Source organism: Nostoc sp. DSM 114167 (assembly GCF_052692655.1).
The window spans coordinates 2325420-2341310 of the sequence record NZ_CP195116.1; the positions used below are offsets into that span (position 1 = coordinate 2325420).

A 15891-nucleotide genomic window follows, 5' to 3' on the forward strand; every position below is an offset into this window, starting at 1 on the left:
TAAATCTAGGAGCGGCCCTTTTCAAGGTGGTGAAATTTAAAACGAAAATTGGTAATTTCAACATTCAAAAAGCCCAAAATCTGAGCGGAAGATTCAAAATGGTGGCACTGAAACAACGTATCTTTGTTCGTCACCTTGAAAGGGCTAGTCCTATATAATTTAGATGCCTTTGCCATATAGTCTAAACTCCAGTTTATAAAGCATAAAAAGTAACCAATGAAGCACTTTACCCTATTTACTTTTCTGTATCTAGCAGCGGGAGCTTGCCTAACAGCAATCTTCTTTGGAAATTCTGACATCGCTCCAAACCTTAAAACAATTCTGCTAATTAATGCTGGACTGTTATACCTTACCTCTGTCCTAAGTACTTTTCCATTTTGGCGCAATCGCTTACTACGAAGCGAAGCCAGACTGCGCGATCAACCTGCTTGGGATCGGAATATTGTGATGATTCTACCAATATTCATCATTGCATTAATGCTTGTTATAACCATCCCCGACCTGGTGAATCACAACTGGGCAACTCCGGCAATCGCCAGAGCATCTGTAGGGCTACTAGTCATCCTACTTAATGCAGAACAACTTTTTATCAGAAACCAAATTCGGCAAGAATCCTGATTACTAGACAGACAGTACAGGGAGATGGATGAAATTTTTTGTCAATGCCTAAGTCCTAGATTCAGCCCTTTCAAGGTGGTGAAATTTAAAACGAAAATTGCTAATTTCAACATTCAAAAAGCCCAAAATCTGAGCGGAGGATTCAAAATGGCAGCACTGAAACAACGTATCTTCGTTCGTCATCTTGAAAGTGCTAGTCCTAAAATCTTACTTTCTTAATTACGAATTACAAATTATTATCAAGCCTCTCCAATTAAATCAATCACCGCCTTTAATAGAGTGTCATCATGAAAGCTGCTCTTAGTTAAGTAGTAGTCTGCACCTGCTTCTAACCCTTGCAGTCGGTCTTCTTCCCGGTCTTTGTAAGAAACGATAATCACAGGTGTTTGCTTCAACTTGGCATGAGTTTTGATCTGGCTAGTGAGTTCAAAGCCGTTCATTCGGGGCATATCAATATCTGTCACTACCAAGTCATAATCGCCGCTGCGGATTGCATTCCAACCATCAATGCCATTAACCGCCACTTCAGCTTTGTAACCATTGTTTTCCAAAAGTTTGCGCTCCATTTCGCGCACAGTGATCGAATCATCTACTACTAAGACTCGCTTGTAAGTTTTGGTAACTGCCTGATGAGCAGACTGATTTACCTGAGAAAGTTGTCCGCTAGAAAACACCTTAGCAATGGAACGTACCAAATCTTCAACATCGACAATCAACACCGGGGAACCATCATCCATCAAGGCGGCGGCACTAATGTTGGCGACTTTACCAAGGCGGGGATCTAGGGGGCGGACAACCAAATTGCACTCACCCAAAAACCGATCTACAACTAATCCATAACGGTTGAGGCGATCGCTAATCACAATCACTGATAACGATTCTATATTTACCGCAGGCGAGGCTAACTCTAAAACTTGACTTGCTAAAATCAACTCTACAGGTTGATTATTGCTCGTGAAAAATGGGCGATTTTCCGATACAGCAATCTTAGACTTCGGTAATATTAACACCTGTTCAATGCGTGTCAGTCCAAAAGCATAGGGTTCGCCAGCAATTTCCACCAACAGAGTGCGAATCACAGATAATGTCAACGGTAACTGCAAGTGAAAGGTCATACCTCTTCCCAACACAGAAACCGCCCGCAGCGTGCCGCCAACTTCCCGTACTGTGCTATGGGCGATATCCAGCCCCACACCTCTACCCGAAATTTCAGTGACAGTTTGGGTTGTGGAGAAACCAGGTAAAAATAAAAATTCCATCAACTCAACTTCAGTAAGTTGGGCTGCCATTTCCGGGTTTGTCAGTTGTTTGCCGATGACAACTTGGCGCAAAAACTCGATATCGATTCCCCGTCCATCATCTGCAACCGTGATAAACAGCATTCCGGCGCGATGGGTAACTTCAATCCGAATAATTCCTTCTTCTGGCTTTCCTGCTGCTAGACGTTCTTGGGGTAGTTCAATGCCATGATCGATCGCATTCCGCAAGATATGAGTCAAGGGAGCTTCCAAACGTTCTAGAATATCTCGATCTACCAAAGTAGACTTACCAACGATTTCCAGTTTCACCCGTTTACTCAATTGTCTAGCTAAGTCGCGCACCATTCGCGGAAATCCCTGTCCCCCATCGGCAAAGGAACACATTCGAGTAGCAATAACTTCCTGATATAAGCGATGGGCAAGATTAGCAGAACGCTGAGAAAATTGTTCTAGTTCGTTTTGGCGATCGCTTATCATCTGGTAACATTCGTGAGCTTTTTGATGAGTTGCACTCAAGGTTTCTTTAATTTGCCCATTCAGATGATAGTTGCCCAATAACTCTTGTAACTTCTCCAGCAGGTTGGACAATTCCCCTTGATTGCTTCTCAGTTTCAGCAAAGAGTTCGCAAATGGTTCTAATAAATTCGCTTCAACTAAAGACTCTCCTGCTAAACCCATCAAGCGATTCAAATTTTCAGTACTCATTCGCACCGCCCGATTTTGGGTGATGCCCAGTTCTTCTAATGGGGATGGGGAAATAAGGGTTGTCTGTTGGTTGTCTTCTAACTGTGCTGTTGTTATTAGGGGATGAATTTCTTTTGAGGTTGCCTCTAGAGTTAGGATATTAGCGATCGCACTCACCAACGATTGAATGCCCAAATCTTCTAACATCTGCAAATTTGGGTTGGCTGTAACCCTTTGAGCGATACGCAAGAGCATATCTACCCCTTGCAGCAACACATCAATGCGATCGGCAGTTAAGGTAACTTTTTCCTCTTGAGCCGCCACAAAGCAGTCTTCCATGATGTGAGCAAGGTTGACAGCCGGATCGATTTGAACAATTCGCGCAGCGCCTTTGATGCAATGGGCTGCCCGCATTAAAGCTGCCAGTTCTGGTTGGGGATCGGGCTTCGTCTCCAGTGCCAACAGGCAATCGTTCAATACCACAACTTGAGCTTTGACTTCCATGTTGAATAAATCAAGCAAGGAAAGATTGCTGACATCAAATTCTTCTAACATTACTACACCTTCCTAGAACACCGATTCATTAATCTTGGAAGAACCTTTCCCCCAACCCATCTCCTACGAGGCTACGGTGTACACACAAGTCTCTCGATCTGCACCTTTGATGCATCGCCCTGCACGTTTGTTGTATCGACTTGCACCTTTGATGCATCGCCCTGCACGTTTGTTGTATTGACTCGCACCTTTGTTGCATCGCCCCACACGTTTGTTGTATCGACTCGCACCTTTGTTGCATCGCCCTGCACGTTTGTTGTATCGACTCGCACCTTTGTTGCATCGACCTACAAAAATTAACCCACCCTACGTTCCGCAGCAACTTTAAAAGACTTGTGTGTACACCGTAGCTTCCCTACAAGGGAAGGGGTTGGGGGATTAGGTCTTTAGACTTCTTGCAGAAGTCGGGAAAAGGGGAAGGGGAAAGGGGGAAAGATTTGGTATTTTCCCTTTCCCCTTTAACCTTTTCCCTTTTCCCACAAGAGTGCAAAAAGCACTTTTGCAAGAGGTCTTTGATTACAGCACCTTCCTAGCTAAGGTGGTGAATAACAATTCATCATCTAAATAACTGACACTGTGCGTTAGCGAAGCGCTGCCGCCAGAGGCAGATCGCTCCATTGGTGACACGCTAGGTTGCCAGTGAAATAATCCTTTAGTATAAGTTTGAGTCAGACTCTTGGGCGGATCTTGTAACTCATCCCGGTGAAATCGGTGTACTCCATAAAGTTCATCGACACCAAACACCCAAGTGTTACCTGCCTTTTCCAACACCACCATGCGCGAATACACTACTGGACTGAGGGTTTGTACTGCTGTATCGGCAGTTTCCAGATTCAAAAGATCGCTCAAAGATATACACAATAGTAATTCGCCTCGGATACTTACCAATCCCCGCAAGATTTGATTGCTGCGATGCGGTATGGTATGAACCACACTTGCAGGAGAAATTTCTTTGAAGATTTGGGCAGAAAGTGCCAGCCATTCCCGTTGCAAACGAAAAATCACAACCGTGATTTGAGTGGTGGCTAAAGTATGGGATATCTGGGAATTTTCATCAGTCCTAGATTTAGCCAGTAACTCAGTCCACTGATGGCGATAATCTTCAGGTATGGAGCGCTCTAGCAAATAGCGTCCAGCAGTAGAGTAAACGGGGCAATTGCGGCAATGGGTATAAGTGGCTAATTGCGGACAGGAGCGATCGCCCTCAATACCGATAAAATTCCAACAACGTTCAATATTTAATGGTGTAGCGGGGTTCATAAGGGCTGCTCAAGAGAATTGGTGCAGGGGTATAACGTCTTCTGCTTCCACCTGAAAGCGGGCAATCTCTTGACGCAATCCCTGCGCCACCTGGTTAAGTTGGGCTATGGCATGATTAATTTCTCGCAAAGAATCCGTACTTTGCACTGAAGTACTGCTCAACTGCACCATCGTCTCACTAATTTGTTGCGCTCCCACTGATTGGGTTTCCATACCCTGGTTAACAAACTCAAATCGCGGATTCAGGTCTTGCACTTGCTGGATAATTTGCCCAACCTGTGTACTAATACTGGCAACATCTTCTATATTTCGCCCAACTTCTGCGGCAAACTTGTCCATCTCCATCACACCTGTAGAGACTGACGATTGCATCTGCTTCACCATCTGCTCAATATCGAGAGTAGCAACAGCAGTTTGATCTGCTAGTCGCCGAATTTCTCTAGCAACCACAGCAAAGCCCAAGCCATACTCTCCAGCTTTTTCGGCTTCGATCGCCGCATTTAATGACAGCAGATTCGTTTGGTCTGCCACCTTGGTAATTGTGACGACGATAGTATTAATGCTATTTGCCTTTTGGCTAATTACTCCCAATCGGGCAGCGATCGCATTAGTGGCTTCTGCTAACTGCCGCATAGTGGTTTCCATCCGCACTATATCTTTTTGGCTATCATTGGCTGCTGTCGTTGTGATTTGGGAAATGGTTGCAACTTGTTCCATTGCACTTACTAATTCTCTAGAGGTGGCAGAAATTTGTTTGGTAGCGGCAGCTACCTCATTAGTAGAAGCTACTTGCTCAACCAGCGTCCCTTCTAATTGTTTACCCGAAGCTGCTATTTGAGTAGCTGAAGAAGTAACCTGGATGCCTGAATGCTGTACCTGACGAATCAGAGTGTTCAGATTCTGAGTCATAGTTTGGAAAGCAGTTAAAAGTCTATTCATTTCATCTTTGCTGTTCGAGTCAGTCGCAATTTTAGTTGTTAAGTTTCCCAGAGAAATTTGCTCTGCAACTCTAATCACACTAAAAATCTGAGAAGTAATTTGTCGAGCGATTACAAACCCAAGAGTAATCGCAGTTATGGGGCCAATGGCAATTCCTACAGAAATCCAGAAAATACTGCGACCCACATTCTGTTCGACTTCTTTTTGTGTATCTGATATAAAATTTTCATTGAATTTTACAACTTTGTTTGCTTGTTGTATAGTTGTTTTAAATAATGCTTCTTCCTGCTTTTTTATCTCAGAATCAATTTTATTGCGTAACTCCAACCTCTTTTGAATATTAGCTGGAATAGTTTCTGGTTGTCCTTGAAGAATTAATTCAAGCTGTTTTTTCCAAGGGTTATTAATTCCATCTTGATTTATTTTTTGTTCAATTTCTAATAATTTTTTATGGACTTTTTCCCAGTCTCCCAAGTTTTCTTTAAGTAAGTTATACTCTTTTAATTCTTCTTCAGTGGATGGAGTTGCGTCGTACTGTGCAATACCTTCGTTAATCTGTTTCCAAGCGTTCTGGATTTCAGCGATCGCACTCTCTCTTTCACTAACAGTAATTTCAGGATTAAATAATAATCGTTGTGCGGATTGAATTTGTATCTGTCCTTCCTTAATCTTCCATACCCCAGACAAGCTGGGGATGTCATTCAAGGTTAGTGAGTTAATTGACTGATTTAACTCGTTGGTAACAAACCATGCCACCAAGGCCATTACGAATACAATCAGTCCTATGAATAAAAATGAACCGATCAACCGTGTTTGCAAGGTGATGTTCTTGAACATTGAATATCCTACTGTTCCTCTGCTGCTGGAAAATGTATTCGTCTCTTAGAATTCCCAAATCACAAACAAGATGAACAGTTTGTATTTTTATTTTTAAACAAATTATTAAGTAGGCAGTTTAGTTCAGATACTAGATTTTACTGATGATGTAGAAGTCTTGAAATATTTCCTTAATTGTTGATTAGATTTATTGCTGACGAATTAAATCGGAATATTCTTTTTTCACTTGAAAGCGGGCAATCTCTTGACGTAATCCAAGAGCCACTTGATTGAGTTGAGCTATGGCATGATTAATTTCTCGCAGAGAATCGGCTGTTTGCACTGAAGTGCTACTCAACTGCACCATCGCATCACTAATTTGTTGCGCTCCCACCGACTGGATTTCTGTACCTTGATTTACTGCTTCAAAACGTGGTGCTAAATATTGTACTTGGTCGATAATTTGACCAACTTGAGTACTAATATTGGCAACGTCTTCTACACTCCGTCCAACTTCCGCAGTAAACTTATCCATTTCCATTACGCCTGTAGAAACGGAGGATTGCATCTGCTTTACCATCTGCTCAATATCTAAGGTAGCGACGGCAGTTTGGTCTGCTAGTCGGCGAATTTCTCTAGCTACTACAGCAAAACCCAAGCCATATTCTCCAGCTTTTTCCGCTTCAATCGCAGCATTTAAAGACAACAAATTAGTTTGGTCTGCCACTTTCGTAATTGTGACAACAATATTGTTAATATTGTTAGCTTTTTCACTAATTACCCCAAGTCTGACAGCTATAGAATTGGTGGCTTCTACTAGTTGGCGCATGGTAGCTTCCATCCGTAGTAAATCTTTTTGACTATCACTAGCTGCTCTAGTTGTGGCTTGTGACATTCCTGCCACTTCTTCCATCGTTTTCACCAGTTCTTTAGAAGTCACAAAAATTTCCTTAGCAGCTGCTGTAACTTCATTAGTAGAAGCTAATTGCTCAGTAATTGTAGCTTCCAATTGTTTGCCTGATGCTGCTATTTGAGTTGCTGAAGAAGTTACTTGTATGCCAGAGTGTTGTACTTGACGGATCAGTTTATTCAAGCTCTGGATCATATTTTGAAAGGCTTTGAGAAGTTGACCAATCTCATCTTTAGTATTAGTCGTATCTTCAATAACTGTTTGTGTTAAATCACCAACAGAAATTTTGTTTGCTACTTCTACAGCTTTCCCAATTTTTTTACCCAAAACTTGGGCAATGAAAAAAGTAGCGGACAACCCAATTGCTAATGATAATAGTGATGCAATTACAGTTAATGAACTCAGAAAGAACAAAGCATATTTAGTTGAGCTTATACTTTGTTCCATAATTTGATTTTCATTCACTTCAAATTCATTACTTATTTTTTCAAATTCCTCAAGAATCGTCTTAGTTTTTTGTAAGAAAGCTTGTTGAATGACATTATTTTTATCTATTATGGCTTGCGGTTCGTTAACAAAATCATCTTTAAGTTTATTGTAATCAATATAAAATTGGTACATATTTTTTAGTCTTTCTTTTTGTTTGAGGTTCTCTATAGTTTTATTTACTAACTCGAATGCCTCTTGAAAGTCACGTTCATCTTTGTTATATAGTTCTAAAGCATCCTTATTTATTTGAGAGTCAAGTGCATATCTGCGAATTCTGCGATCCATATTGATCAGATCGATATACATCCGACTTTTCCCAGTGAGAGCAGTTTGTGAAATACCTACTTGTCTAAATGTCAGTGATATTTGATTAGAAGTTGTATACACCATGACACTAAAACCAATCATTAAAACTGTTGGAATAGAAAAACCAAGCAAAGTTAGGTCTTTGATTTTCCAATTAGTAAACATCTTATCTTTCCTTAATTGTTGATTAGATTGATTGCTGAGGAGTTAAAGTAGAATATTCTGTTTTCACCTGAAAGCGGGCAATCTCTTGACGTAATCCAAGAGCCACTTGATTGAGTTGAGCTATGGCATGATTAATTTCTCGTAGAGAATCGGCTGTTTGCACTGAAGTGCTACTCAACTGCACCATCGCATCACTAATTTGTTGCGCTCCCACCGACTGGATTTCCATACCTTGGTTCACAGACTCAAAGTGAGGGGCCATGTCTTGCACTTGCTGGATAATTTGCCCAACTTGAGAACTAATGCTGGCAACATCTTCTACACTTCGTCCAACTTCAGCAGCAAATTTGTCCATCTCCATCACACCTGTAGAGACTGACGATTGCATCTGTTTTACCATCTGTTCAATGTCGAGAGTAGCAACAGCAGTTTGATCTGCCAGTCGGCGGATTTCTCTAGCAACAACCGCAAAACCCAAACCATATTCTCCAGCTTTTTCAGCTTCAATCGCTGCATTTAACGACAGCAGATTTGTCTGATCTGCCACTTTCGTAATTGTGACAACAATGTTGTTAATGTTATTTGCCTTTTCGCTAATTACTCCCAGTCGAGCAGCAATGGCATTGGTAGCTTCTACCAACTGCCGCATAGTGGCTTCCATGCGAACCAAATCTTTTTGGCTAGTGCTAGCGGCCGTCGTCGTGATTTGTGAGGTAGTCGCAACTTGTTCCATAGTATTTAGCAGTTCCCTGGAAGTTGCAGCAATTTCTTTAGCAGTAGCAGTTACCTCATTCGTAGAGGCTACTTGTTCAGAAATTGTCGCTTCTAATTGTTTACCCGAAGCCGCTATTTGAGTAGCCGAAGTAGTTACCTGAATCCCTGAATTCTGCACCTGACGCACGAGGGTATTGAGGTTAGCAATCATGTTTTTCAATGCAGCCATTAACTTGCCAATTTCATCATCTGAGGTAACTTCAACCTGGGTTGTCAAATCACCGGCAGAAACCTGCTCTGCTAGACTAAATGCTGACTGCAAAGAGCGACTCAAGGAAAGACTGAGAATGCGGACAATAATCACTGATACAATAAATGCAACAATCATAATACAGAAGAAAGTAGCTAAATTAACGGAGTTTGCAAATGCCTGAAATTGACTTGCTTGCTTTTGCCTCTCATCTAAAAGCTGCTCTTCGGTTTGCAGCATCTCATTAAGCTTTTGTCTGATTGCATCCATAATATTTTTACCTTTATCTGAAAGAATCAGAGCTACTAGTTCTTGCTCTTTACCAGCTTTTTTCAGAGAAATTGTTGTTTCTAGCTCACTCATCTTTTGTTGGGATAATTCCTCAAACTTATCTAAGTTCTGGACTTGTGTTGGATTATCTAAAATCTTCTGTCTTAAATCTTTGAATTTATCTTTTAGATTATTTTTAGCAATTTCATAAGGTTCTAAGTATTGTGGTTTGTTTGTAATAACAAATCCTCTTTGTCCAGTTTCAGCATCAACCAAGATTTTTTCAAGTTCTTTTAAATCCAATTTAACTGAATAGGTGTGCGTTATTAAAGTAGCGGAATTAGCTAGAGAATCGTTGGCTGATTTGGCGACAAAACTAGCAATGCCTGTTAATATTACAATAATTCCAAATCCACCCATGACAAATTGATTAATTCTGATTCCTTGTTGCATATAATTTTTAGATTTGAATTTTTCCAAATAGGTATATTAGAGAAAATGCAGTAGCCAGCTTTTTAAATTAGATGGACTCCACCTTCCCCTTTTCCCTAAAACCAGACAAGTATTGGAGTTATATGGGTAGGCTCATACAGATATACGCCTTTATGAGTGATTCATTTGTCGTAAAGATGTAAGAATTCAGTCCTTCTGAATTTGGAAGGACTGAATAGTTAAAGGATCGAAAGAACATTTGATGAATAAATATACCAATTATTCTAGATTCCTGAAAAATTCTGGCTTCTGACTCCTGAATGCTGAATTCTTACGTAAAGATTTTTGAACATGATGTCAAAAGTCTTTTGAAACACTTGCAATTCCTAGAGTTCCCAGATCGGAAACGAGATTAACAGTTTACATCTTCAATTTTGAAACAAATTATTAAGCAATATTCTGATTTCACTTCTTCTTTAGTCGGTGAATTCGCTGCCAAAGGATATTTGCGCTAGCAGTATTTCCTTGATGTTCTCTGAGTAATGCCAAATGAATAAGTGCCTCTTCATGAGTAGGTTGCAGGTAGATCGCTTTTTGAAAAGATTGTTCCGCCTGCTCATTTTGTGACATTGCTTGCTGTACCTGACCAAGTAGAAGATACGCTTCAATACTGACCTGATTTTGGTTCAGATAGTCGTTGCATAATTTAGCAGCCTCATTCAACTGACCTTGATTAGCTAAGTTTCTGGCTGTTTCTAACAAATTTTCCTTCAGGTCTTTTGGTAATATAAGGTTTTGAGAAGGAAGATTCAATCTCGCTTGTGCGGCAAACTTGGAATGGTTTTTGTTCGGTAGTTGTCGCTTGTTGAGAACATCGATATTTTTGCTTGTAAAGTCTTGTTTCTGAAGATTGGGACAATGATTTTTGCGAATATTCTCGCACGTTGGGGACTTTCGATGAGTAACTACTGAATCTTGACGAACTGAAACAAATTCAGTTTTCGATAGTAACCAAGCTTCAGCATGTCCAACAAATAGCAAACCTTGCGGGTTTACCAACCTTTTTAGAACTCTAATAGTATGTATTTTGGTGGCACTATCAAAGTAAATCAGCAGGTTACGGCAAAAGACAATATCATAGGGCGGCGTACCCAATAAAAAATCAGTATCTACTAAGTTACTGTTCAGAAAATTCACCATACATCTTACCCGTTCGCACAGGCGATATCCGGCCTCAGTTGCCTGAAAATAGCGCTCTTGAAACGATTGGCTATTGCCGCGAAACGAGTATTGATGGTAGATTGCTCGTTGAGCTTTTAGTAGGCATTGTTTGCTAATATCTACAGCATCGATGTGAATGTTTGTTGAATTTAATCCTGCTTCCAAAAGAGCGATCGCAATGGAATATGGTTCTTCACCCGTTGCACAGGGTACACTCAAAACCCGCAGTACACTTTGGGGATTTTTTGGCAACCATTCAGATAATACGTAATGCTTCAGAAATGCAAAAGACTCTGGTTCTCGAAAAAACCAAGTTTCTGGAACAATTACGCTGTCAATCAGTGCTTCCCATTCCTGGGTAGATACCTGTAACTTCCCCAGATAGTGAGCAATATCCGTGATGCCGCAATCTGCCATACGTTGATAAATTGCACTAGCGATCGCATCAGCACCAATAGAATTTGCATCCAAACCAATCTTGCTTTTTAGTAAAGCTTCAATAACAGATTGTGCCATTTATAGAGTCTTCAGACCAATCTAAAATCTAGTATTGTGATGACTTTCTGGCAAGAGATTGACTTGCTGTGCTTCTGACAACAAGTACTCAATGCGAAGACACTGAATCATCCCTCGATCATCTACAATCATTTTGCCCAAATATGGCGCTGTATCTATCTGGATGTTGGGATTAACAAATTCAGACTCAGACTGGTGTAATGTTTCTACAACTTGTTCTGTCATCAAACCCAAAATATGGGGAGCCTGAAGTTCTGTATTATTACTCCCCCAATAATTGACTAATACAATTCTAGTACTCAGGTACTCACTGGAAGGTTTACCACGCATCAACTGGCATAAATCGATTACTGGTACAATGCGTCCCCGATAATTAAAAACACCAGCGATATGCTCAGGCTGGTGGGGCAAAGTTTTGAGTACAACAAGTGGTATTACTTCTATAACCTGTCGGCTTTCTATGGCATATCGCTCATTCCCAATATTGAGAAGTAACATTAACACTAATTTACATCTCCAGTGCTAGCTTTTGTATTCCTTGTTGGCTTTGCAAGACATCTATTCTAGGGTCATTAGAAATTCATTGCAGGCATATTTTAAAAACTATATGCTACTTTGTCAGAGTTTTAGTGTTTGCGAGATGATTTCTGAAAAGCCCACAGATAATAGTAACGTGATGAGAGAACACGACCTAGTTTCTTCTTCTAGTCCAGCAATACAGGGATTAGAGGGCATTAGATATCGTTTGCGTGGTGCTTCTACAAAAGAAAAAGTGGATGCTCTTTTAGAAGCATTTCAATATGGGCACAAAGGAATTGATTTAGTAATCCAGGCATTGGGCGATGGCGTCAGAGAAGTGCGGGAATCAGCTTTGCTGTTATTGTCCTACAGCAGCGAAGCTACTGCTGAACAAGCCCTATGGAATTATCTGCCCTTTACAAAAATGCAATGCCTGCATACCTTGACAGAATTTAATCTAGATTGCTACAAACCTGAACAACATCATCCATATTATTTTGCGATCGCCGACTACAATAACACCCTTATTTGCTATTGGGATCTGTCTTATAAGCAATCTTTCGTTAATATTTGGCATTTGGAAACAGGTCAAAGTAAGAAAGATTTTGATCTGGCGATGGCTCACGAATTTGGTTTAGGCAAAAGCGGGAAGGTGTGTATCATTAGCTTTCAGGACATTCTCTGGCCATTAGATACAGAAACACAAGAGCCGATTGGCACTTATCCCGATTACCTGATGAATACTGTTCAAACCGCTCCCCATTGCTTGGCTGTCTGCTCAACAAAGCAGCCATTACTTGCCACTGGCTATACTGTGGGGAAAACAGGAGAGCTAGAGATTTGGGATTATGAAACCTCTACTCGTCGCTTCCATCATCAATTTCAGGATTGGGCTTTAGTACCTCTTGGGAATTTGCCTTTGGGTAACTATATATCACCCCTTCTCTTCACTCCTGATGGAAAACTATTGGTTGCATATTTCAAGCAGAGATTGCAGAATAAGCTACACCTCTGGAATACCGAAACAGGAGAACTTATTCAAACATTGGATAATCTACCTGCTATGACAGTCAATGGACTTGCAAATCGCTTTGATGGGCAAATTTTGGCTTGCGGAATCCGGGAAAAAAAGGTGTGTGTTTGGGAATTGATCGGCGATCGCATTCTCTATACATCTTCGGGTGTTGCTCCTTGCCTTATGAGTTCAGATGGTAGAGTTTTAATCTACTGTACAGACAACTACGAAATAGTTGTTTGGGATTTGGCAATGAACAGAAAATTATGTACATTGCACGGGCATACAGCGCCAATTGGTTATCTTGCCATGAGTAGCGATCGTAATTTCATTGCTAGTTATAGTATTGATAGGACAATTAAAATTTGGGGAGTGCCAGAGTCCCTTAAATACTTGTAGCGACCTGTAAATAACGTCCGAAGTGAGAACACATTATTTACAAATAACTGATAGTTTAAGTTAAAAAATGCCATGAAGCACGCGCAAGAGTTGAACAGCAAGAACAGAATCGACGTAGACAAGAAGTACTTAGTAATTAGATGATATTTAAAATAGTGATATATCAACAGTAGGTTGGGTTGAAGCAATTAGCGTAGGCGTAGCCCGCCGCAGGCATCGCCAGCTACAGAGAAATATAGCTGCTGCCAGTGGCATTCTAGCAGGTCTAGTATTAAAGAAAGATGTAATTAAGAAGATTTTCAGGAGTGAGATTATGCGCGAATCAGTCATTTATCAAGAAATCCTAGAAGAAGGCGAAGCCAAAGATAAAGCAGAAGGTAAAGCAGAAACAACAATAAAATTGGCTTTAAATTTGTTGCGAATTGGCATGAGTTTAGAACAAATTGCTCAAGTTACTGAATTATCTATTGAGCAAGTTCAAGTTTTACAACAGGAGATTCAAAATCCTTAATTTTAATTAATCGCTTTAGAAAATACGTGCCTATACAAGCAAAACCCGCGAATGCGGGTTTTGGAGTTTTTATGAGTCAGTGCAGACGCAATACGGTTGATGAGGGCTTTTTGATTAAAATTATAAATCACAAAGACGCGATAAATCGGCGTCTCTACAATAATCAATCCTTCGTCTTGACGGGGATTTATCGCGTCTCTTGGTTTAACCGAACCGTATTGAGCGCAGACGGACTTGGTTTTTGTAGACGCGATTTTTAATCCCCTTATTTAATCAAACTAAAACTCAGCACTTTGTGGTGTACGCGGGAACGGAATCACATCACGAATATTTCCCATACCTGTTATAAATTGCACGAGTCTTTCAAAACCCAACCCAAAACCAGCGTGAGGGACAGTACCATAACGACGCAAATCAAGATACCACCACAAGTCTTCTGGCTTTAACCCCTGCGCTAACACACGGCGTTCTAAAACTTCTAAACGTTCTTCCCGTTGAGAACCGCCGACAATCTCGCCAATTTTGGGTGCAACAATATCCATTGCCCGAACGGTTTTTTCATCGTCATTCAAGCGCATATAAAAGGCTTTGATTTGCGCTGGGTAATCTGTGACAATTACTGGCTTTTTAAACTGTTGTTCAGCTAAGTAGCGTTCGTGTTCTGATTGTAAATCTAAACCCCAACTTACTGGATATTCAAATTTAACATCAGCTTTTTCTAAAAGTGCGATCGCTTCTGTATAAGTTAACCGTTCAAACTGATTATTAATAATATTTTCGGCTGTTGCCAACACAGATTTATCAATGCGTTCATTGAAAAATTCCATATCTTCTGGGCACGTTTCCAATACATATTTAAAAATGTGTTTGAGAAACGCCTCAGCTAAATCCATATCGCCTTCTAAATCGCAAAAAGCCATTTCTGGCTCAACCATCCAAAATTCTGCTAAGTGGCGGGAGGTGTTGGAATTTTCTGCACGGAAGGTAGGGCCAAAGGTATAGACGTTAGAAAACGCCATCGCCATAACTTCCGCTTCTAACTGGCCGCTAACTGTTAAATATGTGGGTTTAGCAAAAAAGTCTTGGCTGTAATCTACTGCTTGATTATCTGTGCGGGGAATATTCTTTAAATCTAAACTAGTAACGCTAAACAGTTCGCCCGCGCCTTCGCAATCGCTAGCAGTGATGATGGGTGTGTGTACCCACAAAAAGCCCCTTTCTTGGAAGAATTGATGAATTGCTGTCGAACAAGCATTCCTGACGCGAAAAACTGCACCAAAGGAATTGGTACGCGATCGCAAATGTCCAATGGTTCGCAGAAACTCAAAGGAATGACGTTTCTTTTGCAGGGGATACGTATCGGGATCGGCTTCTCCGTAAACTTTCACGGACTCGGCTTTCAACTCAATCCGTTGTCCTTTACCAAGAGAAGCTACTAGTAACCCTGTCGAAACGACAGCAGCACCCGTATTTAATTTTTTCAATATAGCTTCGTAATCTGGCAAATCCTGATTAATGACGACTTGCAAATTAGCTAGTGATGAGCCGTCATTGACTTCAATAAAAGCAAACCCTTTGGACTCGCGCTTTGTTCGCACCCAGCCTTGCACTTGGAGGGACTCATCAGGTTGGCCACTTCGCAATATTTCTGCAATCCGTCGATTTACCATATTTACCCAGCATAAGACTTTAATATCCAGCCTATGATAACGCCCATTCCACCAAAGCGGACGACTTGCCAGAAAGGTTTTTTGAGGCTACGCCAAGAAAATAACTGGCTTTCTAAGTTCACTTCTAGCATTTCCAACTGCTGTTGAATGTGCCGTAACTCTGCTTTGATTTCTGGTGTCTGAGATTTATTCTGCTTTAGTTGATCCCGACGCTGTTGCCATTGTGCCTGTTGTTGGCGATCGCGTTGCACTTGATCGTAACGTTCTTTTAAGGATAGGAGCGATCGCTCTACTTCCTCTAGTTCTTGTTCAAAATCTGGTTCTGGATTTTCTGCTGACGGCTGTGATTGTTTTGGCGGCTTCATTTACAAGT

Annotated in this window: 12 protein-coding genes; 3 read left to right on the top strand and 9 right to left on the bottom strand. The window is 40.9% G+C overall.

Annotated features, from left to right (window positions below):
• The first annotated feature begins 216 nt into the window (after positions 1 to 216).
• Positions 217 to 618 carry a hypothetical protein gene (locus NSTC731_RS09975; protein ID WP_445630669.1) on the top strand — a complete coding sequence of 134 codons (402 nt, stop codon included), beginning with the start codon at positions 217 to 219 and terminating at the stop codon, positions 616 to 618.
• Between the two features lie 239 nt (positions 619 to 857).
• On the opposite strand, the gene NSTC731_RS09980 is transcribed toward NSTC731_RS09975, so the two are convergent.
• From NSTC731_RS09980 to NSTC731_RS10010, 7 genes are all read right to left on the bottom strand, one after another.
• A complete protein-coding gene (locus NSTC731_RS09980) occupies positions 858 to 3116 on the bottom strand; it encodes a hybrid sensor histidine kinase/response regulator (RefSeq protein ID WP_445630670.1) in 2259 nt (752 codons plus the stop codon).
• Between the two features lie 516 nt (positions 3117 to 3632).
• Complete coding sequence (locus NSTC731_RS09985) at positions 3633 to 4376, bottom strand: chemotaxis protein CheW (RefSeq protein WP_445630671.1); 744 nt, start codon at positions 4374 to 4376, stop codon at positions 3633 to 3635.
• Positions 4377 to 4385: 9 nt separating this feature from the next.
• Positions 4386 to 6152: a HAMP domain-containing methyl-accepting chemotaxis protein gene (locus NSTC731_RS09990; protein ID WP_445630672.1), complete on the bottom strand. Its 1767-nt coding sequence runs from the start codon at positions 6150 to 6152 to the stop codon at positions 4386 to 4388.
• Between the two features lie 187 nt (positions 6153 to 6339).
• On the bottom strand, positions 6340 to 8001 hold the full coding sequence (locus NSTC731_RS09995; RefSeq protein ID WP_445630673.1) for a methyl-accepting chemotaxis protein: 1662 nt from the start codon (positions 7999 to 8001) through the stop codon (positions 6340 to 6342).
• Between the two features lie 22 nt (positions 8002 to 8023).
• Positions 8024 to 9688, bottom strand: a complete 1665-nt coding sequence (locus NSTC731_RS10000; protein ID WP_445630674.1) for a methyl-accepting chemotaxis protein — start codon at positions 9686 to 9688, stop codon at positions 8024 to 8026.
• 444 nt (positions 9689 to 10132) lie between these two features.
• Entirely contained in the window at positions 10133 to 11404 is a 1272-nt protein-coding gene (locus tag NSTC731_RS10005; RefSeq protein ID WP_445630675.1) for a CheR family methyltransferase, read from the bottom strand.
• Between the two features lie 21 nt (positions 11405 to 11425).
• Entirely contained in the window at positions 11426 to 11902 is a 477-nt protein-coding gene (locus NSTC731_RS10010; RefSeq protein WP_445630676.1) for a chemotaxis protein CheW, read from the bottom strand.
• Between the two features lie 142 nt (positions 11903 to 12044).
• Here NSTC731_RS10010 and NSTC731_RS10015 point away from each other — a divergent pair, with 142 nt between their 5' ends.
• Both NSTC731_RS10015 and NSTC731_RS10020 read left to right on the top strand, forming a co-directional pair.
• A complete protein-coding gene (locus NSTC731_RS10015; protein WP_445630677.1) occupies positions 12045 to 13337 on the top strand; it encodes a WD40 repeat domain-containing protein in 1293 nt (430 codons plus the stop codon).
• A 313-nt stretch (positions 13338 to 13650) separates the two neighbouring features.
• Positions 13651 to 13848, top strand: a complete 198-nt coding sequence (locus NSTC731_RS10020; RefSeq protein WP_445630678.1) for a hypothetical protein — start codon at positions 13651 to 13653, stop codon at positions 13846 to 13848.
• A gap of 278 nt (positions 13849 to 14126) precedes the next feature.
• On the opposite strand, the gene asnS is transcribed toward NSTC731_RS10020, so the two are convergent.
• Together asnS and NSTC731_RS10030 are read right to left on the bottom strand one after the other, a co-directional pair.
• Positions 14127 to 15518 carry an asparagine--tRNA ligase gene (gene asnS, locus NSTC731_RS10025; protein WP_445630679.1) on the bottom strand — a complete coding sequence of 464 codons (1392 nt, stop codon included), beginning with the start codon at positions 15516 to 15518 and terminating at the stop codon, positions 14127 to 14129.
• A gap of 2 nt (positions 15519 to 15520) precedes the next feature.
• On the bottom strand, positions 15521 to 15883 hold the full coding sequence (locus NSTC731_RS10030; RefSeq protein ID WP_445630680.1) for a hypothetical protein: 363 nt from the start codon (positions 15881 to 15883) through the stop codon (positions 15521 to 15523).
• Positions 15884 to 15891: the final 8 nt, after the last annotated feature.